Genomic DNA, 23,559 nt, shown 5'->3' with positions numbered 1-23,559 from the left:
TTATAAAAAGCCTGCCTGAAGCATCCTTCAGGCAGGCTTTTTTGTTTTATGCGCTGGCTTTGTTCAGAACATCCAGTGCGTCCTGATCCAGCGTCAGGTGTGTGGCTTTGATGAGTTCTTCCAGCTGGTCAATTTTGGTGGCGCTGGCAATTGGTGTGGTGATTGATGGTTGTGCCATCAGCCATGCAACTGCGATTTGCGCCACTGTCACGCTATAGCGCTCTGCAACCTGATCCATTGCTGTGAGGATTTTCAAGCCACGCTCATTGAGATAGGTGGTGCCTACTCTGTTACCACGCGGGCTGATACCTAAATCTTTTTCGGTGCGATACTTACCGGTGAGGAAGCCTGCCGCCAATGTATAATAAGGGATGACGCTGACCTGATTGGCGCTCACCACCGGTTCCAGCGTGGTTTCATAAGCATCGCGGTCGTAGAGATTATAAAGCGGCTGCAATGAGTCATAACGTGGCAGATTATGTTTCGCAGAGGTGTCTAATGCCGTTTGCAGGCGCTCGCCGGTGATATTGGAGGCGCCGATTGCGCGTACTTTACCGGCTTTGATAAGATCCTGAAATGTACCCAGCACATCCTCAAACGGGGTGTTCGGATCATCATAATGCGACTGATAGAGGTCAATATAATCCGTTTGCAGGCGTTTGAGAGAAGCATCAACACATTCGCGGATATGGGCAGGTGCCATGGTAAAGCCTTCACCCATATCAGCGCCGACTTTGGTGGCGATTGTTATCTTGTCACGGTTGCCACGGCTTTTGAGCCAGTTTCCGATGACAGTTTCCGACTCACCACCCTTATGTCCTTCTACCCAGCGGGAATAGACATTGGCTGTATCGATAAATGTCAGCTCTGCATCGAACAGACGGTCGAGCAAGGCGAAAGATGTTGTCTCGTCGGCTGTCCAGCCGAAAACATTGCCACCGAAACAGAAAGGCGAGACCTTTAGCTCTGAGCGTCCGAGTTGTTTTAAGCGCATTTCTTTTCCTCCGCAGAATATGCATTATTTAGTCATGGCGGATTATGACCAAAAAGACGCGCAGGGAAAGGAAAAGCAGGGCAAAGCATTTTAATAACACAGCTTTGTGTTTTATGCCGGAGTGATATTGCCAAGAGCGTGCCGCGTTTAATCGTATCCACTGCGCTCGCTCTAGATTTTTTTAATTGCCGCATGTTCGCGGTAGCTCAAATGAATTCATTTGAGCGCGACATGCTCTAGACTGAGCAGCAGAGAGCGCAACATATCGCCATTGCCGTTCAGCAGATTATTCTCCAGTTTCGCATGCATTTCTCTCCAGACAGGAACAGCTTTTGCCAGTAAGTCAGAGCCTTTCGGCGTTAGCAAAAGTAAGCGACTGCGTCGGTCAGATGCATCGGCGATGATTTCGATCAGTGCATTTTTCTCAAGTGGTTTGAGGGCTGCCGTTAAAGTTGTGCGATCCATTGCCAGTAAACGGGCAACCGGCGCAATGGATGGCGGTTCCGGCCGATTTAAAGCCATAAGCAGGGAGAACTGGCCGTTCGTCAGACCAAAAGGGCGCAAAGCATCGTCAAACCAACGGGCTAAAGCGCGGGCAGCGCGTTGTGTATGCAGGCACAGGCAGGTATCGCGGACTTCGAGCGTGGTCGAAAAAGGCACATTCATTGACATTTTGCGATTATGTTGATATCAACATATTAAGTCAACGCAAGAATAAAGTTGCCCACAAGGAGGAGAGTGGAAATGGGATATGTTGAAGGTTTTGTCGCTTCAGTGCCGCAGGGCAGTAAAGAGGCTTATCGTAAACATGCTTCTGATGCTGCCGTTTTGTTTAAAGAGTTCGGCGCGATCCGCATTGTTGAATGCTGGGGCGATGATGTGCCGGACGGTAAGGTGACAGATTTCCGTCGTGCTGTACAAGCCGCAGATGGCGAGATTATTGTCTTCAGCTGGATTGAATTTCCGTCAAAAACTGTCAGGGATTCCGCATGGAAAAAATTGATGGAAGACCCGCGTATGCAGGCGATTGGTGAGACTATGCCTTTTGATGGTAAGCGGATGATTTACGGTGGCTTTGAGAAGCTGCTGGAAGTGTGACGATTGAAAAAATCCACAAAAAAGGGAGCCTTACAGCGGTTCCAGTTAAGAATGAATCGTTGGAACCGCTGTAACTGTTTGTTTTGCGCATTATCCGACGCAAAACCTCTTCGCACTTTTGCTGGAAATGCTATAAGCTCCCTTTTTTATGTGCTGACAGATCAGCTCATGCCGAGCGCGTCCATATAAAGCTGGATCATCGCTTCTTCTTCCTGACGCTCATGCGCTTCTTTTTTGCGCAGGCGAATAATGGTGCGGACAGCTTTGGTGTCAAAGCCGGAGCCTTTCAGTTCAGCAAAAACCTCTTTGATATCATCAGAGATGGTCTTTTTTTCTTCTTCAAGGCGTTCAACACGTTCAATAAATGCACGTAGCTGGCCGACTGCAATGGACTGGGCGCTGTCGCCGGTAATATCGTCGCTCAATATCATTCTCCGATTATAGACAAGACCATATGAACCGCTGGGCGAGTCGCAGGCCTTAAAACAGGTGATCTTGGTTGCCTCACATGCGCCGCATGGTCAAGCAATGGATTCAAGAATCTTGGAATCTAAACTAGCAGCCAACCGGTAAGATACTGGTTAAAATACCTGTCAGTGATCTGATTTTTGTGCAGAAAAAGCATCCAATTGTGCCGGATTGGCCTCTGTCTGATGTTTTGCACGCCATTCCTCATAAGGCATACCATAAATCTCGGCGCGGGCTTCGTCTTTGGTTAGTGCATTGCCATCCGCATTGGCGGCTTCCTGAAACCAGTTGGACAGGCAGTTGCGGCAAAAACCGGTCAGGTTCATCATATCAATATTCTGAACATCGGTGCGGTTACGCAAATGCTCAACCAGCTTGCGAAAAGCTGCAGCTTCATAGGCTTGGCGCTGTGTGCTTGTGATGTCTGTCATGGAATGTCCTTTTGGAATTCAGGCCGGATGTACTGCACCGGTTCGTGAACCGTAATGGCAAATATCGTGAATGCCGACCATGGCATTGATATGTGCCAGTATCGGGGCAAGGCGTTCTGCCCATGACTGCACACCCTCAGCTGTTGAAATCAGATCCTGACGCACCTCAATCAGCACATTGGCATAGCCTTTTGCGGTACAATGGCGGAACAAGGTGTCATTGCGCAAAGCGCCGTCATAGGGCTCATTATCGCCGACCATCAAACTGCCATCCTCGCGCAGCATCGATAGCAGCGGGGTGATTGCGCGGTCGTCTTTGTCCCAGAGCAGGGCAATCTGCCATGGGCGCGGCGTGGTTTTCCATACCGGCGTATAGGAATGGATCGAGACGATAAAAGGTGCCTGGCCGGTGGTTTCGAGCATTGTGTTGCAGGCCGTGTCGACGGCCGTATGATAAGGGCGGTAGAACCGGTTCAGGCGGTTTTCACGTTCCTGTTCACTCATCGGATAATTCGCAGGGATCACGGCTCCGTCCGACAATTGCATGATGAGGGTGGGGTCATCCTCACCGCGGTTCGGGTCAATCAGCAATCGTGAAAAACCGCCAAGGACTGCGGGACTGTTAAGTTTTTCCGACAGAGTTCTGGTGAGCATTTCAACACCGATATCATAGGCAATATGGCGCTCGAATACACGCGGTTCCAGACCCAGCGTACCGTAGTTTTCCGGCACTGCACGGCTGGCATGATCGGCAATCAGCAGCAAACCTTGCGCATAATGACCATTGAGCACTTCAAAAGGGGAAAAAGCTGTCATCTCAGATCCGCTGTCGTTCTTTGTTTGGTCGCATCGTCACGGACTGTCCAAGTTGTTTCAACGTGACTGTGAAATGCTCTAGAGCGTGTCGCGTTTAATCGTACCCACAGCACTCGCTCTAGATTCTTTTAATTGTCGCATGTTCGCATTAGCTCAAATGAACCCATTTGAGCCAGACATGCTCTAGGATTGGATGACTAAACTATAAAGAGATTGCAAGGAATTGCGAGCCATTTGTGACAAATGACGAAGCGGAGTGCGCGGGAGGGGGCTGGCATCAGCTTTGATGCTGGGCTATAGAGAGAATAACAATTAAATCGATTTGATTTTATTGTTATTCTTGAAAATAACTGAATTTGTGAAGCAAGGGGATATTTCAGACGGAGATTGGTGCTGCTGATAACAGACAAAAATGCAAAAGGGCTGAGGCCGTTTTGACAGGTTGAGCAGACTATTTTGCAAATTGTTCTGATTTACAGCGGAAAACTGTTCGCAGGCTCTTGAGTCTACCTGCAACTTGCGTGAATTATGCGGTTTTATGGCATCGCATTTTCGCTTTTTTGCAGATACGGTGCTGCAACCCGGTTGTTTACAGTGTTGTGTTCATTTGTTTTATCCGCAAGGGCTTAAGGCAGGGAACATAGTTTGGTGATAATGGTCAGACATTACACTTAGCTGTCATATTTAAGCAGTACCGTGCGCTGAAAGGTTCTGGCGGATGCGTCTTCATTCTACCTTGTCATATGTTTTGGCACTTGTTTCGGTTACATTTATCTCAATGGCGTTTGCTGCGCCTGAAGCCCGTGCTGATTTCCGCGTATGTAATTCGACGCAAAATCTGATTGGTGTTGCAATCGGCTATCGTGCCAAAAGCGGATGGGTAACGGAAGGCTGGTGGCAAATTAACGGATCAAGCTGCAAAACCCTGATCGAAGGCCCGCTGGCCTCCCGCTATTATTATGTTTATGCGGAAGATTCTGAGGGCGGCGGTCGCTGGGATGGCAAGGTCAATATGTGCGTGGCCGAAAACGAATTCAAAATTAACGGCGTGAATGACTGTTTTGCCCGCGGTTTTCAGCGCTCAGGTTTTCAGGAATATGATACGGGCGAACAATCGAGCTGGATGGTGCAGCTCACTGACGATGCACCGGCCAGCAATGCCACAGTGACAGGAACCAATCATCAATGAGACGTGCGCGTAAGGTAAAGATTCTCGCAACACTCGGCCCCGCATCTTCGGAAGAAGCGGTTATTGAGAAATTGTTTGAAGCCGGTGCGGATGTTTTCCGTATCAATATGAGTCATGCAGATCACGATCTGATGCGCGAACTGGTGCGCCGCATCCGCAATGTAGAGCGCAAGCTCGGTCGTCCGATCGGTATTCTTGCGGATTTGCAGGGGCCGAAGCTACGCGTCGGCAAGTTTAAAGACGGTAAAGTTGAACTGACACCGGGTCAGATTTTTACCATGGATGATGATGAGACACCGGGTGATGAAACCCGCGTCTTTCTCCCGCATCCGGAAATTTTGCAGGCTGTACAGCCTGGCGACCGGCTGCTGATTGATGATGGCCGCTTAGCTCTGCAGGCTGAAGCGACAGACGGTAAATCCATTCGTTGTAAAGTAATCTCCGGCACCAAAATCTCTGACCGCAAGGGTGTGAGTCTGCCGGATACGACTTTGCCGGTCGGTGCCTTGACCGAAAAAGACCGCCGTGATCTCGATGCCGTTTTGCTTGAAGATATTGATTGGGTGGCTCTGTCCTTTATTCAGCGTCCGGAAGATCTGGCAGAAGTACGCAAGATCGCACGTGGCCGCGTCGCCCTGATGTCGAAAATTGAAAAGCCGCAGGCCGTTACCCGTCTCGATGAGATCATCGAATTGTCAGATGCGCTGATGGTTGCCCGTGGTGATCTGGGTGTGGAAATGCCGCTGGAAAGCGTTCCGGGTATTCAGAAACAGATCGTTCGCGCCTGCCGCAAAGCCGGTAAGCCGGTTGTTGTTGCCACTCAGATGCTGGAATCTATGATTTCGGCACCGGTGCCAACCCGTGCGGAAGTTTCCGACGTGGCGACTGCGGTGTTTGACGGTGCGGATGCGGTGATGTTGTCTGCGGAATCAGCTGCCGGTGATTATCCGGTGGAAGCGGTTGCGACGATGGCGCGTATTGCTGAAAAAGTGGAACGTGATCCGAACTATCCGTCGATCGTTAATAATCAGCGCTCAGAACCGGAAGCAACCGGTGCGGATGCGGTGTCGCTGGCAGCACGCCAGATTGCCACCACGCTGAACCTTTCGGCGATCATCTGCTATACCTCTTCGGGTACTACAGGTCTCAGAGCGTCGCGTGAGCGCCCGTTGACGCCGATCATTGCCTTGTCACCGGTTGTAGAGACCGCGCGACGTCTGTCGCTCGTCTGGGGGCTGCATTGCGTCGTCACAGAGGATGCGCATGATCTGGATGATGTGGTCAATCGTGCCTGTCACCTTGCCTATCGTGAGGATTTTGCCAAGCCGGGTGATCGCGTGATTATTACTGTTGGTGTGCCGCTCAGAACCCCTGGCAATACCAATATGCTGCGCATTGCCTATATCGGCATGGATGGTCTGACTGGTATCTGATTGCTCTATGAATGATATTAAAAAGCCCGCTTTTGAGCGGGCTTTTTTGTAAGCTGTTTTACAGCACGTCACTCTAAAGCGCTGTATCGCTGTCGGCTTCGGTCAGTTTCAGCATTTCATCCTGTGCTTCTTTCATCATCGGATAAACGCTCAGAGCCTGATGATAGAGCCGTAGCGCGCCCCTGCTGTTGCCGGTCTCACGCAGCAAGGTTGCATAATTGATGAGCACGTCGAAATTACGTGGCTCTAAAATCATAGCCTGCCGGATGTCGGACAATGCCGGTGCCAGTTCATTACGGCGCAGATGCAATCGCGCGCGCAACTGCCATACGGTTGCATTGTCAGGACGTTTTGCCATCACCTCGGAAATATAATCCTGCGCTTCCGCATCACGGGATTGATTCAGAGCGGTTTCAGCCCAGCGCAGCATCAGATCAAGACTGTCGCTGCCGGTGCGCACAAAGTTCTGGCGCAACCGGCTGGCAATGGCATGGGACTTTTCCGGTGTTGCAGCCTTGCGCAAATCCGTGAAAAGCTGATCCTGCTCTTGTTGGCGCACTTCTGTCAGTGGTCCCTTTGTTTCAACATCGGGGTTCTTCGGTTTTTCTTTTGCGGCAGACGCAGCAGGTTTTGCCGGTAAAGGTTTCACTGCATCAGGAATTGTCACCACAGGCGGCATGGGCTGCACTTGCGGTTCTGGCTTGCCGGTGGCGCTGATATCCTCAGCCACAGCATAGCCTGCCGCTCCTGTGAGTATCAGGGCTGCGATCAGAGAACCGGCGAAGGGGCTGCGTGTTTTCATCATAGCGCTATCATAAAGCAGAAACCGGCTGATTAAAGGCATAAAAACAGCGCCGGTAAATTAATACCGGCGCTGTTAAAATTCTCACGACTGACTGCGCTGGGAATGTTATTCAACTTTCCCGCTCAGCTTATTAGCCACCAAGATTAACCTTGGCGAGCTTTAAAGCGAGGAGCAGTTTTGTTGATGATGTATACGCGGCCCTTACGACGAACCAGCTGGCAGTCACGATGACGGCCTTTGAGCGCTTTAAGCGAATTCTTGATCTTCATGTTACTCACCAATGTGTTTGGCCCTGAAAGGGCGTATTCCTGGAACGTGTCTCATTTCATTAGAAACGCGTGCTCGTTCCAGCTCTTTGTTTCTATACATGCCTTGTTCCCAAAAACGGTTCCCGCTTTCGCGAGCATGTTTCAGAGCGAGCCAAAGAGCACGTTTGAATGGTTGAGGTGAAATAGTCAATGAATGGGTCAATTGTCAACTGCTGATGCGCAAAGAACCCATAAAACCGTGTTATTTTCCGCTTTTTATGCGCGTGACATGCCCCATTTTGCGCCCAGAGCGTGCCTCTGCCTTACCATAGAGATGCAGCACCGCATCCGATTCTGCCAGAATCGCCGGAACCTGAAGCACATCATCGCCGATCAGGTTTTCCATCACACAGTCGCTATGGCGTTTCGGGTCACCGAGCGGCAGACCTGCAACGGCACGAATATGCTGCTCGAATTGCGAGACAGCACAGGCCGCTTCTGTCCAGTGGCCGGAATTATGTACCCGTGGCGCGAATTCATTGGCGACGACAGAGCCGTCCGGCAGGACGAAAAACTCGAAGCCGAGTACACCGACATAGTCGAGTGCATGCAGCAGCTTATAGGTGGCGCGTGCGCAGGCAACTGCAGTATCCGTGCTGATCTCGGCAGGAATGGTTGATGTGTCGAGAATGCCGTCTTTATGGACATTTTCCGCAATGTCATAGAGACGGACATTGCCGGCTTTGTCACGTGCGGCAATCACGGAAACTTCGCGGGTAAACTCCACAAAACCTTCGAGAATGGCCGGTGCATTATTGATTGCAGCAATCGCTTGCGCCGCAGCTTCATTGTCGAGGCTGTTGAGGCGTACCTGACCCTTGCCGTCATAACCGAAACGGCGGGTTTTCAGAATGCCGCGCTCATTCAGCGCGCCGAGTGCTGCCACCAGATCCTCTACATCGTCGACCACGCGCCAAGGCGCGGTGGCAATATCGCTTTCATTGAGAAACTGCTTTTCAGCAACGCGGTCCTGCGAGATTTCCAGTGCCAGCGGCGGCGGGTAAACAATGGCTTTGGTTGCCAGAAATTGTGCGGCTTCGACCGGCACGTTTTCAAACTCGTAGGTGATGACATCGCAAGCTTCTGCCAATTCCTGCAAGGCTGCGCGGTCATCATAATTTGCCACGATCTGACGATTAGCCACTTGTGCTGCAGGGCAGTCTGCCTGCGGCTCCAGAATAATGGTTTTGAAGCTCAGGCGCGCGGCAGCCATGGCCAGCATACGGCCAAGCTGACCGCCGCCGATAATTCCGATTGTTGATCCTGCTTGCAACATGGTTCAGACCTCATCTTTAGGGGCAGGTGCCACAGCGTCAGTTTGTTTCTGGCGGTGAGCATCCAGACGGTCTGCCAGCGCCTTGTCATGCAGTGCCAGAACGGCAGCAGCGAGCAGGGCAGCATTGCTGGCACCGGCATTGCCGATTGCGAGAGTGCCGACGGGAATACCGGCAGGCATTTGCACGATGGATAACAGGGAATCCTGACCTGACAGCGCTTTGGACTGTACCGGCACACCAAAGACCGGCAGCGGTGTCATCGAGGCGACCATACCCGGCAGATGGGCGGCACCGCCTGCACCGGCGATAATGACGTGAAAACCCTGATCGCGTGCGGTTTTGGCAAATTCAACCATGCGGTCCGGTGTGCGATGGGCTGAAATAATACGGGCATCATAAGCAACCCCCAGCGCATCCAGAACTTGTGCCGCATTGCGCATGGTCGGCCAGTCGGACTGGCTGCCCATGATGATGGCGACTTTCGGGGAAGTTGGAGTGTTATCTGCCATGAAATGTCCTGTCAGCTGCGAGGGTTGAAAAACAGAAGGCGGGCAGGCTTTGTGAAAAGTCTGCGATATGTATTTGCGATGATATCAGGAATGCCGGTTTTAGAGCGGTTTCATTGCCAAAACCGCTTCGTGCTTTTGGCAATGGAAATGCTATAAGCCTTGTCAGGCAATGATATCCGGAATGATCTTATCTTCCAGCTTGCTCAGCTGATCTTTGATCGCGAGCTTTTTCTTTTTCATGCGCTGGATGCTGAGCTGATTACAGCCGGTCTGCATCATGGCATTGATGGCAAGGTCAAAATCCGTGTGCTCCTGACGCAACCGTGCAACGGAGAGGCGAATTTCGGCTTGTTCCTGATCGGCCATGGCATATTCCATCTGATCTTGTCTGCGCGGAAGATCATAACTGCAAAATCCTCTGTCTGCATGTGCTGATACAGCACATGGTTTTTATCAGAGTACTGCAAGTTAGTATAATCCGCCTCTTTTTCAGCTTTGCCCTAGCACAAATTTGGCAAAGTTGAAATGTGCCAATTATGAATTCGACATTAATGAAATCTCATGCAAAACTGTCATTGTTTTGTCACAGTCTGGTTGAACGTTGAGGGGGTAGTAAGCACAGCCGGAACCATCAGGACGCCGGATTTGCTGACAAGATGATAGTGACGCGTAAAATATATAGGAGAAGCAATAATGGCACTTGAATCCCATCTTGCCTCGCTGGAAAAGAAGCATGATGCACTGGAAAAAGAAATTTCCGACGCCGCAGCATTGCCAGCTACCGATACGCTGACGATCGCCGATCTCAAACGAAAAAAGCTTCATCTGAAGGAACAGATTGAAAAGCTTAAAACGCAGGTCACCCGACATTAAACACTAAAACTGTGACATCAGTTCACTACAGAACCGCCGGTAGGGCAGGCTCTGAGCGATGAGGTGCAGGCCGGATAGCAGGCCCGCACCGGAGTATTGCAATATTTCAGGAACAGCTACTCTTTGAGGCTGAATAATGAAATAATCAGCGAAGTGAATGCCAGTCCCGCAGCCGTCAGCAGTGTGATTGTAAAGGCAGAGCCGACAGAATTGACTGTGGCATGAAGCAGATCTTCCTGCCCGAGCGCTGAAATAAATATTGTCGCCATAACAGACGCGCCGGTCATAAAACCTAAGTTGCGCGATAGTCCCATCAAACTCGATATGATACCGCGCTGATCCTCCGGTGCAGCATTCATGATGGCTGTGTTATTTCCTGCCAGAAATAACTGAAAACATGGGGTCAGCATGATAAGCGATACGATATAACCGGTAATACCGATCTGCACCGGCAGATAGGCCATAGAGATGAGCGCGATGCTCATGACGCCCAGTCCGGTTGTCAGAATGCGTTTTGTACCGAAACGGTCTGTGAGGCGACCAGCAGGAACACCTGCCAAAGCGGCCACCACCGGCCCTACAGCGACAACCAGTCCTGTTTGTGCTTCGCCCAGCAGTAAGCCGAATGACAAAAACAGCGGGCCGACGACCAGCATAGCCATCATCACTGAACTGATCAGCCAATTGGTGAGCAGCGAGGCGCTGATTGCAGGATTGCGTAAAACCGATAAGGGAACGAGCGGCGACGGTGATTTGACCTCAACGATAATAAAAAACACGAGAGCCACTAGTGCGGCAGGGATTGTGATTGATAGTCCCAAACCTATGGTGCTTTGTTGTCCGCTGGCCATCAATGCATAGAGAAGCAGTACGACAGCGAGTAAAAATGCGCCGGATAAATCCAGCCCGTGGCGGGTTTTCTGTGTCTGTTCTGATGCCGGTATCGCGCGGATAGCCAGAGCCAATAGGATGAAGCCGCAAACAGTCAGCAGAATGAAGGCCGAGCGCCAGCCAAAACCGGCGATCAGCAGACCACCAAGGGCAGGGCCAAGGGCGGTGCCAATTGCGGACATTGATGCAAGCAATCCCATGGCTGAGCCTGTGCGTTCACCGGAGACCATTCCTCTTAATATTGAGACCGGCAGTGCCATCAGGACGGCGCCGCCAATGCCTTGTATTGCACGGGCTATGATGAGTGTTGTGAGATTTGGGGCTATGGCACACAACAGCGAGCTGCCGGTAAAAATGGTTAATCCGGACAGCAGGATGAAGCGATGGCCGAACAGATCAGCGCAGCGGCCTGCCAGCACAATGGTGATGGTGACGGAGAGCAGATAGATCAACACAACCCATTGCACGGCGGCAACCGGCGCATCCATTGCTCTGCTCAAGGCGGGCAATGCGATTGCGGTGATGCTGACGGCCATAGAGGCGAGCAGTACTGCGCCCGATAAAGCAATGATTGCAAGACGGGGTGGTTTGGTTTGAGGGTCGAAACGCACAGCGGTCCTCTTGTGGCAAGTTTGAGTCGCTGTTACATTGCCACTTCAAGTCAACTTGAGGTCAAGTATGAAACTTCTTGATATCGGAGTTCTCGCTGAGCGAAGCGGTGTGCCTCCGTCAACCTTGCGTTATTATGAGGAAATCGGCCTGATTGACTCTTTCTCACGCCACGGATTACGGCGCCAATATGCGCCGGAGGTGCTGCAGCAACTGGCGCTGATTTCATTGGGGAAAATGGCAGGTTTTCCGCTGAGTGAGATGAAAGGCATGTTCGGCAAGGATGGCACTGCCGATTTACCGCGTCATGCACTGCATCAGCGGGCAGATCAGCTCGATATACAAATCCGCCAACTGGCAACCCTCAGCAAAGCGTTGCGTCATGTCGCGGAATGCGATGCGGAATCCCATATGCAATGTCCGAAATTCCGCAGGCTGATGAAGGCCGCCTTAAACGCACGCAAGGCATAAGCTTGTTAGAGTGAGGTCGGATTAGTCCTCAGCTTTAACTGTAACGGCAGCAGCATCTTCGCTTGCTTTTTCTTCCTGTGCGACTTCCGAGCGCGGATCAAGCAGCACACTTTCCTGTGTTGCCGGACGTTCTGCAGCCATGCTCTGGAATTGTTCTTTCTCCGATGGCAATGGCGATGCACGTTTGCGTGAGCGCAACATGGCGTAACCGGCAATAGTCAGATGTGATAAGGCCGTGACCAGAAACAAAGCGGAAGGCCATAAAGTTTTCATCGTTTCCGCTGCGATCAGCGGTCCGAGCATGGTGCCGAAACCGTAAAGCAGCAGCAAGCCGCCGGAAACCTTGACGAAAGTTTCAGGTGTCGCATGGTCATTGGCGTGAGCAACGGCAACCGGATAGATCGCATAGGCGAGCGAGCCGTAAAGCGCGGTCATCACCAGAATAAGAGTGCCATTGCTTGGTGCGATGGCGAAAATCAGAAACCCGATCAAAGCAGCGGAACCGGCGACGCTGGCCATGACATAGCGGCGGTCGATACGGTCAGAAAACCGCCCGACAGGGATTTGCATCAGTGCACCGGCGGCAATCGTAAAGCTGACCATCAGCGCAATTGTGGTTTTATCAATACCGCTCATCGAGCCGAAAACCGCACCGAGCGTACCCCATGCACCATTGGCAATGCCAATCAGAATAACACTGACAAAGGCAACCGGTGAATTGGCATAAAGTTTTTTGAGGTCAAGCTGTACTTCGGTCAATGGGCGCGGCGAAGATGCTTTGGAAGCAGCGGTTGGCAGCAGCGCAAGACAAAAGAAAATTGCAGCAATCATAAACAGCGAGTGGCCTTCGATATCACCGGTAATCACCAGCATCTGGCCGGACATCACCGCACCGTAGTTGACCATCATATAGAGGCCGAAAATTTTACCGCGTGTTTCATTGGTGGCTTTTTCATTGAGCCAGCTTTCAATGACCATGAAAATACCGGCCATCGCAAAGCCGGTAATGGCGCGTAGAAATACCCAGATTGTGGCATCAACCATCAGGCCGGTGAGCAATACGACAATGGCTGCCGTGGATGCAAAAAAGCCGAAAGCCCGCACATGACCGGCACGGCGCACCAGACGGGGTGCGAAAATACAGCCTGCAACAAAACCGCCTGCCCATGTTGTACCGATCAAACCCAGTGCTGTGACTGAGAAACCTTCTGCATTACCGCGCAGCGGCAGCAGAAGCCCGTGCAAACCGGAACCGATTAGCAGAAAGGCTGTACCACAGAGCAATGCGAAAATCTGGACATAGGAACGGAACACGCAAAATCCTTTATTTCATCGCAGGTAATTTGATCGTTTCTGATCTTGAAACCTGTTCGCCTGAAACTGCAACATGAAATTATCGCTTCGGGCAGATTGAGTGCAGCTATGCTGACCTATCGTTTATAAGAGTGCAAGGCTTTGTATTGATGAGATATTGTGTCAGGTAAAATAAAAAGAACCTCTGCCTGTTTAAGGGCAGAGGTTCTGAAACGATGGTGCAATAGCTAAGGCTTACAGCCTGAACAGAGCCTCTGCGGCCTCGCGGCTGCGGTTTCTGTCGTGGCGGTCTGTTTCTAACCGGCGGATTTCCGCTTTGAGCAAAGCAATGCGATTCTCGATTTCCGTGGCTGAAAGCAGAGCGACGTCCTCACCAATATGGTGACGGACAGTTGTGCTGTCCTGCGCGTCATTATCAAAGAACATGGCGTTTTCCTCACTTCCTGCTGCAGCCGGTTCAGGGCAGCTTTCAATATGGTTCGCAACATTCGTGAGATATCAGCCTTTAAAGTAAGGCCGGATATGTCACATACGTCTTCAGCATCTCATAAAGCTGCATTATTAGCGATATAGATTTTTATACATTGCATCTTTTCAGCATAATATGGCTAGATCGCGGATCAGAGAATTTAAGGAGCGGATATGACCACAGAACTTGCTTCCCAGATGATGGCAATTGCGATTGAACAGGCCGGTGCGCCATCAGTGCTGAAACCTGTAAAACGCTCAGTACCGCATCCGGCGAAAGGTGAAATTCTGATCCGCGTTAAGGCTGCGGGTGTAAACCGTCCGGATGTCTTGCAAAGACAGGGACATTATCCACCGCCTGCCGGTGCCTCTGATTTGCCGGGGCTGGAAGTGGCGGGTGATGTGGCAGCAATCGGTGAGGGCGTCGAGCGTTATAAGGTCGGTGATGCGGTTACCGCATTGCTGGCTGGCGGTGGCTATGCTGAATATGTCACGGTCTATGAAGGCAATGCACTGCCGCTGCCATCGGGCTATGGCTATGTGGAAGCAGCCGCGCTACCGGAAACATTTTTCACTGTCTGGCATAATGTGGTGCAGCGCGGCCAATTGCAGGCCGGTGAGACATTGCTGATCCATGGCGGTAGTTCCGGCATCGGCACAACGGCGATCCAGCTTGGCAAGGCACTGGGCGCTAAAGTGATTATCACTGCCGGTTCTGCTGAAAAATGCTCAGCCTGTCTCAAAATCGGTGCCGATGTTGCCATTAATTACCGCGAGCAGGATTTTGTCGAGCAGGTAAAGGCCGCGACTAACAATAAGGGCGCGGATGTTATTCTCGACATGGTTGGTGGTGATTATGTCGACCGTAATTATGATGCCGCGGCGATTGAGGGCCGGATTGTTCAGATCGCATTTCTTGGTGGCGCCAAGGCAAAAGCCAATTTTGCCAAGCTGATGACCAAGCGTCTGACCCATACAGGTTCAACCCTGCGCGCACGCGATATTGCCTTCAAGGCGCAGATTGCAGCGGAATTAGAATCAAAGGTCTGGCCGTTGCTCGCCAGCCGTACCATCACGCCAGTGATGGATATGATTTATCCGCTTAAAGATGCCTGGCGCGCCCATGAACGGATGGAAGAGGGTAATCACATCGGGAAAATCGTGCTCGATGTCGGTTGATATTTCGCCTCTGGCGGCCTGCAAATGGCGTTTTTCTGTGAGTCCGGTGCTTATGTACTTTAAATGTACACTCCGCTCCGTTTCTCGGAAAACACCATTTTCAGCACACCATAACCGAAATCTCTCGGTAAACAGGGGGCGTGAGCTACAAATGCGCTGAATTCCTGTGCAGGGTTTTCTTGCTCATCGTGCAAAATTTGGTTATAGAGGGAACGAATTCCCGGAAATTGTGGTTTACCCCACGTCCCGCGCTACCGGAGCGGGCGAACGAGAGGATTATATCTTATGGCCACTCAGCTTCTTATGCCTAAGGCAACAGCCGTATGGCTTGTCGATAATACAGCTCTGTCTTTTGACCAGATTGCAACTTTTTGCAAAATGCATCCGCTTGAAATTAAAGCAATTGCTGATGGTGAAGCCGCACAGGGTATTAAAGGTCTTGATCCGATCAATACCGGTCAGCTTTCGCGTGAAGAAATTGCCCGTGCGGAAAAAGACATCAATTACCGCATCAAGCTCTCGGAACCAAAAGTTCATGTTCCGGAAGCCAAGCGTAAGGGTGCACGTTATACACCTTTGTCCAAACGTCAGGATCGCCCGAATGCGATTCTCTGGATGGTGCGTAATCATCCGGAACTGAAAGATGCGCAGATTTCGCGTCTTGTCGGCACAACCAAGTCGACCATTGAACAGATTCGTGACCGTACGCATTGGAACTCGGCTAACCTTCAGCCAATGGATCCTGTAACTCTGGGTCTCTGCTCGCAGATTGATCTGGACATCGAAGTTGATCGTGCAGCGCGTAACCGTCCGATTGAACCGGAATCCGGTGATACATTGCTGCCGGCATCGGCAACTGAAAATCTGGACTTCAACCAGAATGATGATTCGGATGAGCTGGATGCGGATAAAGTTTTTGCCAAGCTCTCTTCCATGAAGAGCGCACCGGAAGACGAAGAAGACGATCTGTAAGATTTCTTCACACTGATAATTTAAAAAAAGCCGCCGGAGAACATCCGGCGGCTTTTTTTATCAAGCCGCGGGTTTTGTCGCCTCAGAGCAGGTGCCGATACCACGCTGATGAAGGCAGTCGCGGATTTCATCCAATGTCAGCGGGTCTTCAATCGTTGCAGGCATTTTCCACGGTTCATGATCGGCTATCTTCTGCATTGTTGAACGCAAAATCTTTCCCGAGCGGGTTTTGGGCAATTTGTGAACGGTCAGAACAGTACGCAGTGCTGCCACAGGGCCGATCTGATCGCGCACCCGCTCCACACATTCTGCTTCAATTTCACTATGCGGCTGAGACACACCAGCCTTGAGGACAATAAAGCCGCAGGGGATTTGCCCTTTCAGCTTATCAGCAATACCTATAACCGCACATTCTGCCACTTGGTTGTGACCGGCAATGACCTCTTCCATCGAGCCGGTGGATAAGCGATGTCCTGCTACATTGATGATGTCATCCGTACGGCTCATGATAAAAATATAGCCGTCCTCGTCCATGTAACCGGCATCAGCGGATTTATAATAGCCTTTGAATTCATTGAGATAGGATTCGTGGAAGCGCTGGTCTGCCTGCCATAATGTCGGCAGACAGCCGGGCGGCATCGGCAGTCTGATAACGATATTGCCAAGCTCACCGGTTTTTGCCGGATGTCCTGCATCATCCAGCACCTGCACATCATAGCCTGGCATCGGCACGCAAGTAGAGCCGTGTTTGACCGGTAATGTGCCAAGACCACGCGGATTACCGGCAATCGGCCAGCCGGTTTCCGTCTGCCACCAATGGTCAATGACCGGACGATTGAGCATCTGCTCTGCCCATTCCAGCGTGCTCGGGTCTGCGCGCTCTCCGGCGAGATAGAGTGCCTCAAGGCTGGAGAGATCATATTGATGCAGCAGTTTGCCTTCGGGATCTTCGCGCTTGATTGCGCGTAGCGCAGTCGGGGCGGTGAACAGCACTTTTACTTTGTGATCGGCAACCACACGCCAGAATGTACCGGCATCGGGTGTGCCGACCGGCTTGCCCTCAAACAGAACTGTTGTCGCGCCGATCAGCAACGGCGCATAGACAATATAGGAATGGCCGACGACCCAGCCGATATCGGAGGCTGTCCAGAAAATATCGCCGGGATGGATATCATAAAGCGCTCCCATCGACCAGGCGAGCGCAACCATATAGCCGCCATTATCGCGCACCACGCCTTTGGGTTTTCCGGTGGTGCCGGAGGTGTAGAGAATATAAAGCGGATCGGTGGCTTTTACCGGTGTGCAAGGCACGTCACGGCCTGTCGCCTTTTCACAAAGCTCTGCAAAATCATAATCGCGACCTGTGGTTAATTCGCAAGCACATTGCGCGCGCTGGTGGATCAGGCAATGCTGTACCTGATGTTTCGCGGTCGCGATGGCCTTATCAAGCAGCGGTTTGTAATTGATGATCTTATTGGCTTCCAAACCACAGGAACTGGCAATAATCAGGGCAGGAGTGGCATCATCAATGCGTGCTGCCAACTCATCAGCAGAAAAGCCGCCAAAAACCACGGAGTGAATCGCGCCAAGGCGGGCGCAGGCCATCATTGCAAACAGCGCCTGCGGCACCATCGGCATATAAATCAGAACGCGGTCACCTTTCTGGATGCCGAAATCCTGCATAACGGCGCTGAGACGCATAACCTGTTCAAGGGTCTCAGTATAGGTGAAACGGGCTTTTTGACCGCTGACAGGGCTGTCATAGAGAATAGCCGGAACATCCCCGCGACCGGCCTCAACATGGCGGTCGAGCATGTTGTAGCAGGTATTGCATTCAGCACCTGCAAACCACCGCCCGTAAGGGCCTTGTGCGGGATCAAAAATCTTCTCTGCCGGTTTATACCAGTCGATGTGTGCGGATGCCTTGCCCCAGAAAGTTTGGGGATCATTTTTCCATGCCTGATAAATTTCGGGATAAGCCGAAGTCATGTATTCCTCCCATTTTATACAAGACATGCTTGGTTGAAAGCACACCTGTATTTCCTCGGCGCAGGGCAGTTTTCTCCGGCTTTTTTGCTCGTTATAGAAAAAGGCTGACTGCGCGGTCTCCTCAGGAGGTATTAATCCATACTGTTCAGGCTGCGTCCATTCGACTAAAGAGGGGGCAGATGTTGAGGAATGAGATTGCTCAATAAAGGTGAATAACAGATCAGGGGCTGCGTAATGGCAAAAATAGCACCGGTATTATTGCTGATCCTGATGGGATTGCATCTGCTTAAGCCGTTGGGATTACCGGGTTTAAAACGGCGCAGTGACTTTTGGAAAATCGCTGTTGCGGCGATTGCCGTGATGATGCTGACTGTGCTGTTACAGGCGCATACCGGTTATTAAATAGACATAAAAAAGCCCGCTGATCTCAGCGGGCTTTTTAAATTCATCAAGAAAGCTGATTAGGCATTCTTTTCCTGTGCTTCAGTCCATGCACCGGTAGCGGCAAGGCCGTTCATACGAGCGCGGTGGGTGAAGGCAGCCTGCGCAGCAGCAACGTTTTCGTCTTTACCGCCCCATGCCTTGATGGCAGCGGCCTGCAGAGCGCGGCCGTAGGAGAAGGTCAGGTTCCAAGGCATATCGTAACCGGCATTCATTGCGGAGAGATGTGCAGTTGCTTCAACATCCGACTGGCCGCCGGAGAGGAATGCAATACCCGGAACAGCTGAAGGAACATTCGCCTTGAGAACACGAACTGTCAGTTCAGCAACCTGATCCACAGAAGCCTTGCGGGCGTTCTTGCCGTCGATCACCATGTTTGGCTTGAGGATAATACCTTCGAGCTTAACGCGGGCATCGTAGAGTTCATTGAATACAGTTTTCAGAACCAGATCGGTTACTTCATAGCAACGCTCAACAGAGTGGTCGCCCGGTACGCCATCCATCAGGATTTCCGGCTCAACGATTGGCACAATACCAGCTTCCTGACACAGAGCTGCATAGCGAGCCAGCGCCTGTGCGTTCTGGCGGACTGCGCCCCATGTTGGCAGGGTATCGGAAATTGCGATAACGCCGCGCCATTTGGCGAAACGGGCACCGAGTTCGTAATATTCTCTCAGGCGTCCACGCAGGCCGTCGAGACCATCAGTCATGGTTTCACCGGCAAAGCCAGCCAATGCCTGTGCGCCGGCATCAACCTTGATACCCGGGATCGAGCCGGCTGCTTTGATGATGTCCGCAAGACGGCTACCGTCACGGGCGTTTTGGCGCAGGGTTTCATCATAGAGGATAACGCCGGAAATGTAGTTCTTCATCGCATCATCAGCGCGGAACAGCATTTCGCGGTAGTCACGGCGCGCATCTTCTGTCGAGGTCAGATTGATGCTGTCAAAGCGCTTCTTAATTGTGCCTGAGCTTTCATCGGCGGCAAGAATGCCTTTGCCTTTTGCTACGAGGGCAACTGCAATATCTTCGAGACGTTCGCTCATACAAAACTCCTGTAAGAAGGGCGTTGGAAATTGGTACCCTGCCGATAGCAGATGTACCTGATAAAACAAATACTGTGCCAAGCACTTGAACCGATTGAAATAATTTTAAACGATTTAGAGCGGACAAGTTTTCTTAAAGCTGGTTAAAATTGCCGGATAAATTTGAGCATCTTCAAGGCTTGTCAACAGTGGTCAGATTGCGTTTGATACAAGTATCGGTTGAAAGCAGGCAAAGGGGCAAGAGCGTGCTGAACAGACAGGTGGAAATGACAGCTATAAAACAGGCGATTTTGTATGGTTTTCTGGCGCTTGGAATAGCAGGTGGAATTTTGAACCCGACCATTTCGCAAGCACAAAGTATTAATGCGGGTGGCCGTGAAGCTGTGGCTAAAAATCCGTTTAAAGTGCAGGAAATTGCTGCCTTCAACACGCCATGGGCGATTGCTTTTCTGCCCGATCAGCGCTTACTGGTAACAGAAAAAGCCGGTCATATTTTCCTGGTCGATCAGAAGGGTAAGAAGACCGAGGTGGCAAATGTGCCGCCCGTGTCTTTTGAAGGTCAGAACGGCTTGCTGGATATTGCCGTCTCGCCGGATTTTTCCGCTGACAAATTGGTCTATTTTACCTATGCGGAGCCGGAACGCAGTGGCAAGGATGTTATTAGCTCACTCACATTGGCACGGGCAAAATTGAGCGAAAAAGATGGTAAAGCCTCACTCGATGATCTGACCGTGCTGTGGCGGCAAATGCCGAAAAGCAAATGGGGACAACCGGGTGGCATTATCGCCTTTTCTCCAGACGGAAAATACCTGTTCCTGACATCGGGCGACCGCATGAACCCGAAAACCGCACAAGACCCGAAACTGGCACTGGGTAAGGTTTTACGCTTCAATCGGGATGGCTCTGTGCCGAAAGATAATCCGCGTTCAGACCTCGCGGGGCAGGATGCCGATAATGCACGGGCGCTGACATGGACAACCGGACATCGCAATCCGTACGGATTGGCTTTTGCTGCGAACGGTAAATTATGGCTGCATGAAATGGGCCCTAAGGGCGGCGACGAGCTGAACCTGATTAAACAGGGCTTAAATTATGGCTGGCCGGTCGTGTCAAATGGCGATCAATATAGCGGCGAGCCGATCCCACGTCATGAAACACGACCGGAATTTGAACCGCCGGTGGTCTATTGGACACCGGTAATCGCGCCTGCCGGTCTGGCTTTTTACGAAAGCGAGCTGTTTAAAGACTGGAAAGGCTCGGCTCTGATCGGGGGGCTTAGTTCGATGGCGTTGATCCGCGTAGCATTCAAAGAGAATGGAGATGCGGATGAGGCCGAGCGCTATGATATGGGCAATCGTATCCGCGATGTGGCCGTTGCCAAAGACGGTTCTGTCTATGTGATCGAAGACGATATTCCGGGACGGTTGTTACGTTTGACGCCGAAATAGGAGTGAAATTGAAAAAGCCCGCTGAAACTCAACGGGCTTTTTCATTGTAAGGTATAATTAGTGCTTTTTCAGCACATCGACACCTGGAAGCGGTTTGCCTTCCATCCATTCAAGGAAAGCGCCGCCAGCGGTGGAAATGTAGCTGAAATCATCGCTGACTTTAGCGTGGTTGAGTGCTGCAACTGTATCGCCGCCACCGGCAACGGAAATCAGCTTGCCCTGTTTGGTACGCTCAGCTGCATGTTTGGCAGCGGATACGGTTGCCGCATCAAAAGGATGCAATTCAAAAGCACCGAGCGGGCCGTTCCACACCAGAGTGGAGGCATCGCTGATCGCTGCATTGATACGGTCAACTGAGAGCGGGCCGACATCCAGCATCATGCCGTCATGCGGGATTGCATCCACGCCATAGGTCTGATGCGGTGCGTCTGCTGCGAAATGCCATGCTACAACCGCATCAACCGGCAGGATGATCGCACAATTGGCGCTTTCAGCCTTTGCCATGATCGCGCGGGCTGTATCAGCCAGATCATGTTCGCAGAGCGATTTACCGACATCATGTCCTTGTGCTGCAAGGAATGTATTCGCCATGCCGCCGCCGATCACCAGAGCATCAACCTTTTCAACGAGGTTGGAGAGCAGGTCGATTTTGGAGGAGACTTTGGCACCGCCGACAAGTGCGATAACCGGACGCACCGGCTGGCCGAGGCCTTGTTCCAGTGCTGTCAGTTCTGCTTCCATCGTCAGACCGGCATAGGCTGGCAGAATATGTGCAAGACCTTCGGTTGAAGCATGGGCGCGGTGTGCAGCCGAGAAAGCATCATTGACATAGATATCGCCGTTGGCTGCAAGCGCTTTGACGAAATCCGCATCGTTCTTTTCTTCGCCTTTATGAAAGCGGGTGTTTTCCAGCAACAGAACATCGCCATCATTCATGGCATTGACGGCTTCTGCTGCGGCATCACCGATGCAATCTTTAGCGAAAGCGACATGATGCTTAACAGCATGCGCCAATGCAGGCACAACTTGTTCCAGCGAGAACTCCGCTTTAACTTCGCCCTTCGGACGGCCGAAATGGGCGAGCAGAATAACCTTCGCGCCACGTTCGCGTAAATTATTGATAGTCGGGATGATGCGGTCGATACGGGTAGTGTCCGAGACTTTGCCATCCTGCATCGGTACGTTCAGGTCAACGCGAACGAGCACGCGTTTGGATTTGACATCAGCATCTTTGAGAGTGCGAAAATTCATGAAAATTCTCCGATTTTCGGGATACGTTGTTAACAGAAAGGCCGCGCGTCCGATGTGGTCACGCGGCCTAAAATTCTGTTTTACGAAGAACAGATTAGATCAGCTTGCCAAGCGCAACAGCAGTATCGCTCATGCGGTTTGAGAAGCCCCATTCATTGTCGTACCAAGTCAGGATACGCACCATGGTGCCTTCCATAACTTTGGTCTGATCCATGTGGAAAACGGATGAATGCGGGTTGTGGTTGAAGTCGATCGAAACCAGCGGCTCATCGGTATAACCCAGAATGCCTTTGAGGCGGCCATTGGCAGCTTCGCGGATTGCATTGTTGATTTCTTCAACAGTTGTCGCACGCTTGGCTTCAAATGTCAGGTCAACCACGGAAACATTCGGGGTTGGTACGCGGATTGCAACGCCGTCGAGTTTGCCTTTAAGTTCCGGCAGAACCAGACCAACAGCTTTTGCAGCGCCGGTTGAAGTTGGGATCATCGACAGGGCAGCGGCGCGCGCACGATACAGATCCTTATGCATGGTATCCAGCGTCGGCTGGTCACCGGTATAGGAGTGGATCGTGGTCATGAAGCCTTTTTGAATGCCGATTGCGTCATTGAGAACCTGAGCGACCGGTGCAAGGCAGTTGGTGGTGCAGGATGCGTTGGAAACAACCAGATGATCTTTAGTCAGCTTGTCATGGTTTACACCATAAACAACAGTCAGATCAGCATTGTCGCCAGGTGCTGAAACAATAACACGCTTGGCACCAGCTTCCAGATGCAGGGCGGCTTTATCACGTGCAGTGAAGATGCCTGTGCATTCCAGAGCAATGTCCACGCCTTCTGCTGCCCAAGGCAGTTCGGCAGGATTGCGCACAGCGTGAACTTTCATTGCACCACGGCCAACATCAATGCTGTCGCCTTTGACGGTTACTTCAGCCGGAAAACGACCGTGAACGCTGTCATAGCGCAGCAGATGCGCATTGGTTTCAACCGGACCCAGATCGTTGATTGCTACAACTTCGATATCGGTGCGACCCGATTCGATGATGGCGCGCAGGACGTTACGGCCGATACGACCAAAACCGTTAATAGCGACGCGAACTGCCATGTTATGACTCCCGAAACTGTTCGATGTTTTTCAGCCTGCCCCTGCAAGCTGAGAGAAAAAAGGAGTGAACAGACCAGAGCATTTTCAACTCTGATTAGAATATTTAAAATGCTCTGCTTTTTGTTTTACGCATTATCCTACGCAAAACCGCTTCACACTTTTGGCTCGGAAATGCCC

At 51.5% G+C, this 23,559-nt stretch carries 26 protein-coding genes; 9 read left to right on the top strand and 17 right to left on the bottom strand.

Going from position 1 to position 23,559, the window contains the following annotated elements; all coding sequences use genetic code 11:
• Positions 1-46: 46 nt before the first annotated feature.
• Together QUF18_RS13335 and QUF18_RS13330 are read right to left on the bottom strand one after the other, a co-directional pair.
• Positions 47-994, bottom strand: a complete 948-nt coding sequence (locus QUF18_RS13335; RefSeq protein ID WP_289387726.1) for an aldo/keto reductase — start codon at positions 992-994, stop codon at positions 47-49.
• A gap of 216 nt (positions 995-1,210) precedes the next feature.
• Complete coding sequence (locus QUF18_RS13330) at positions 1,211-1,666, bottom strand: MarR family winged helix-turn-helix transcriptional regulator (protein ID WP_289387725.1); 456 nt, start codon at positions 1,664-1,666, stop codon at positions 1,211-1,213.
• Positions 1,667-1,738: 72 nt separating this feature from the next.
• On the opposite strand from QUF18_RS13330, the gene QUF18_RS13325 reads away from it, so the two are divergent.
• On the top strand, positions 1,739-2,092 hold the full coding sequence (locus QUF18_RS13325; RefSeq protein ID WP_289387724.1) for a DUF1428 domain-containing protein: 354 nt from the start codon (positions 1,739-1,741) through the stop codon (positions 2,090-2,092).
• A 161-nt stretch (positions 2,093-2,253) separates the two neighbouring features.
• Here QUF18_RS13325 and QUF18_RS13320 read toward each other — a convergent pair whose 3' ends face one another.
• From QUF18_RS13320 to QUF18_RS13310, 3 genes are all read right to left on the bottom strand, one after another.
• Positions 2,254-2,523, bottom strand: a complete 270-nt coding sequence (locus tag QUF18_RS13320; RefSeq protein WP_113945304.1) for a DUF2312 domain-containing protein — start codon at positions 2,521-2,523, stop codon at positions 2,254-2,256.
• Positions 2,524-2,685: 162 nt separating this feature from the next.
• A complete protein-coding gene (locus QUF18_RS13315; RefSeq protein ID WP_289387723.1) occupies positions 2,686-2,991 on the bottom strand; it encodes a DUF1244 domain-containing protein in 306 nt (101 codons plus the stop codon).
• An 18-nt stretch (positions 2,992-3,009) separates the two neighbouring features.
• Complete coding sequence (locus QUF18_RS13310; RefSeq protein WP_289387722.1) at positions 3,010-3,807, bottom strand: N-formylglutamate amidohydrolase; 798 nt, start codon at positions 3,805-3,807, stop codon at positions 3,010-3,012.
• A gap of 778 nt (positions 3,808-4,585) precedes the next feature.
• Between QUF18_RS13310 and QUF18_RS13305 the strand changes: the two genes are divergently transcribed.
• The gene (locus QUF18_RS13305) at positions 4,586-4,996 is read left to right on the top strand and encodes a DUF1036 domain-containing protein (protein ID WP_289387816.1); all 411 of its coding nucleotides are present in this window, start codon (positions 4,586-4,588) and stop codon (positions 4,994-4,996) included.
• Positions 4,993-6,429 carry a pyruvate kinase gene (pyk, locus tag QUF18_RS13300; protein WP_289387721.1) on the top strand — a complete coding sequence of 479 codons (1,437 nt, stop codon included), beginning with the start codon at positions 4,993-4,995 and terminating at the stop codon, positions 6,427-6,429. Before QUF18_RS13305 ends, pyk begins: the two co-directional genes overlap by 4 nt.
• 73 nt (positions 6,430-6,502) lie before the next feature.
• On the opposite strand, the gene QUF18_RS13295 is transcribed toward pyk, so the two are convergent.
• The 5 genes from QUF18_RS13295 to QUF18_RS13275 form a co-directional block, all read right to left on the bottom strand.
• Entirely contained in the window at positions 6,503-7,273 is a 771-nt protein-coding gene (locus QUF18_RS13295; RefSeq protein WP_289387720.1) for a tetratricopeptide repeat protein, read from the bottom strand.
• Between the two features lie 104 nt (positions 7,274-7,377).
• Entirely contained in the window at positions 7,378-7,503 is a 126-nt protein-coding gene (ykgO, locus tag QUF18_RS13290; protein ID WP_075657282.1) for a type B 50S ribosomal protein L36, read from the bottom strand.
• Positions 7,504-7,744: 241 nt separating this feature from the next.
• Complete coding sequence (locus tag QUF18_RS13285) at positions 7,745-8,818, bottom strand: 5-(carboxyamino)imidazole ribonucleotide synthase (RefSeq protein WP_289387719.1); 1,074 nt, start codon at positions 8,816-8,818, stop codon at positions 7,745-7,747.
• A 3-nt stretch (positions 8,819-8,821) separates the two neighbouring features.
• On the bottom strand, positions 8,822-9,328 hold the full coding sequence (gene purE / locus QUF18_RS13280; RefSeq protein WP_289387718.1) for a 5-(carboxyamino)imidazole ribonucleotide mutase: 507 nt from the start codon (positions 9,326-9,328) through the stop codon (positions 8,822-8,824).
• A 162-nt stretch (positions 9,329-9,490) separates the two neighbouring features.
• Positions 9,491-9,694, bottom strand: coding sequence for a YdcH family protein (locus QUF18_RS13275; RefSeq protein WP_033315775.1), 204 nt, complete (start codon positions 9,692-9,694; stop codon positions 9,491-9,493).
• A 324-nt stretch (positions 9,695-10,018) separates the two neighbouring features.
• Between QUF18_RS13275 and QUF18_RS13270 the strand changes: the two genes are divergently transcribed.
• Positions 10,019-10,201 (top strand): YdcH family protein, encoded by a 183-nt coding sequence (locus QUF18_RS13270; RefSeq protein ID WP_210207324.1) that lies wholly within the window; start codon positions 10,019-10,021, stop codon positions 10,199-10,201.
• A 116-nt stretch (positions 10,202-10,317) separates the two neighbouring features.
• On the opposite strand, the gene QUF18_RS13265 is transcribed toward QUF18_RS13270, so the two are convergent.
• Positions 10,318-11,703, bottom strand: coding sequence for an MFS transporter (locus tag QUF18_RS13265; RefSeq protein WP_289387717.1), 1,386 nt, complete (start codon positions 11,701-11,703; stop codon positions 10,318-10,320).
• A 67-nt stretch (positions 11,704-11,770) separates the two neighbouring features.
• On the opposite strand from QUF18_RS13265, the gene QUF18_RS13260 reads away from it, so the two are divergent.
• Positions 11,771-12,172 (top strand): helix-turn-helix domain-containing protein, encoded by a 402-nt coding sequence (locus QUF18_RS13260; RefSeq protein WP_289387716.1) that lies wholly within the window; start codon positions 11,771-11,773, stop codon positions 12,170-12,172.
• A gap of 21 nt (positions 12,173-12,193) precedes the next feature.
• Here QUF18_RS13260 and QUF18_RS13255 read toward each other — a convergent pair whose 3' ends face one another.
• Together QUF18_RS13255 and QUF18_RS13250 are read right to left on the bottom strand one after the other, a co-directional pair.
• On the bottom strand, positions 12,194-13,486 hold the full coding sequence (locus QUF18_RS13255) for an MFS transporter (RefSeq protein ID WP_289387715.1): 1,293 nt from the start codon (positions 13,484-13,486) through the stop codon (positions 12,194-12,196).
• Positions 13,487-13,720: 234 nt separating this feature from the next.
• On the bottom strand, positions 13,721-13,912 hold the full coding sequence (locus QUF18_RS13250; protein WP_289387714.1) for a DUF1192 domain-containing protein: 192 nt from the start codon (positions 13,910-13,912) through the stop codon (positions 13,721-13,723).
• Positions 13,913-14,128: 216 nt separating this feature from the next.
• Between QUF18_RS13250 and QUF18_RS13245 the strand changes: the two genes are divergently transcribed.
• Positions 14,129-15,133 (top strand): NAD(P)H-quinone oxidoreductase, encoded by a 1,005-nt coding sequence (locus QUF18_RS13245; protein WP_289387713.1) that lies wholly within the window; start codon positions 14,129-14,131, stop codon positions 15,131-15,133.
• A gap of 285 nt (positions 15,134-15,418) precedes the next feature.
• Positions 15,419-16,105: a DUF1013 domain-containing protein gene (locus tag QUF18_RS13240; RefSeq protein WP_289387712.1), complete on the top strand. Its 687-nt coding sequence runs from the start codon at positions 15,419-15,421 to the stop codon at positions 16,103-16,105.
• 60 nt (positions 16,106-16,165) lie between these two features.
• Here the strand turns inward: QUF18_RS13240 and QUF18_RS13235 are convergent, their stop codons facing one another.
• Complete coding sequence (locus QUF18_RS13235; protein WP_289387711.1) at positions 16,166-18,094, bottom strand: propionyl-CoA synthetase; 1,929 nt, start codon at positions 18,092-18,094, stop codon at positions 16,166-16,168.
• Between the two features lie 234 nt (positions 18,095-18,328).
• Here QUF18_RS13235 and QUF18_RS13230 point away from each other — a divergent pair, with 234 nt between their 5' ends.
• Positions 18,329-18,496, top strand: coding sequence for a hypothetical protein (locus tag QUF18_RS13230; RefSeq protein WP_162930450.1), 168 nt, complete (start codon positions 18,329-18,331; stop codon positions 18,494-18,496).
• A gap of 59 nt (positions 18,497-18,555) precedes the next feature.
• Here QUF18_RS13230 and QUF18_RS13225 read toward each other — a convergent pair whose 3' ends face one another.
• Positions 18,556-19,581 carry a class I fructose-bisphosphate aldolase gene (locus tag QUF18_RS13225; RefSeq protein WP_289387710.1) on the bottom strand — a complete coding sequence of 342 codons (1,026 nt, stop codon included), beginning with the start codon at positions 19,579-19,581 and terminating at the stop codon, positions 18,556-18,558.
• A 266-nt stretch (positions 19,582-19,847) separates the two neighbouring features.
• Between QUF18_RS13225 and QUF18_RS13220 the strand changes: the two genes are divergently transcribed.
• Complete coding sequence (locus tag QUF18_RS13220) at positions 19,848-21,029, top strand: PQQ-dependent sugar dehydrogenase (RefSeq protein WP_289387709.1); 1,182 nt, start codon at positions 19,848-19,850, stop codon at positions 21,027-21,029.
• A gap of 57 nt (positions 21,030-21,086) precedes the next feature.
• Here the strand turns inward: QUF18_RS13220 and QUF18_RS13215 are convergent, their stop codons facing one another.
• The gene (locus tag QUF18_RS13215) at positions 21,087-22,280 is read right to left on the bottom strand and encodes a phosphoglycerate kinase (protein WP_289387708.1); all 1,194 of its coding nucleotides are present in this window, start codon (positions 22,278-22,280) and stop codon (positions 21,087-21,089) included.
• Between the two features lie 94 nt (positions 22,281-22,374).
• Entirely contained in the window at positions 22,375-23,382 is a 1,008-nt protein-coding gene (gene gap / locus QUF18_RS13210) for a type I glyceraldehyde-3-phosphate dehydrogenase (RefSeq protein ID WP_289387707.1), read from the bottom strand.
• Positions 23,383-23,559 lie beyond the last annotated feature (177 nt).

Origin of the sequence: Pseudochrobactrum kiredjianiae, from assembly GCF_030362795.1 — a bacterium.
In the GTDB taxonomy this organism is placed as follows: Bacteria; Pseudomonadota; Alphaproteobacteria; order Rhizobiales; family Rhizobiaceae; genus Pseudochrobactrum; species Pseudochrobactrum kiredjianiae.
This window is presented reverse-complemented; position numbering and strand designations above follow the sequence as displayed.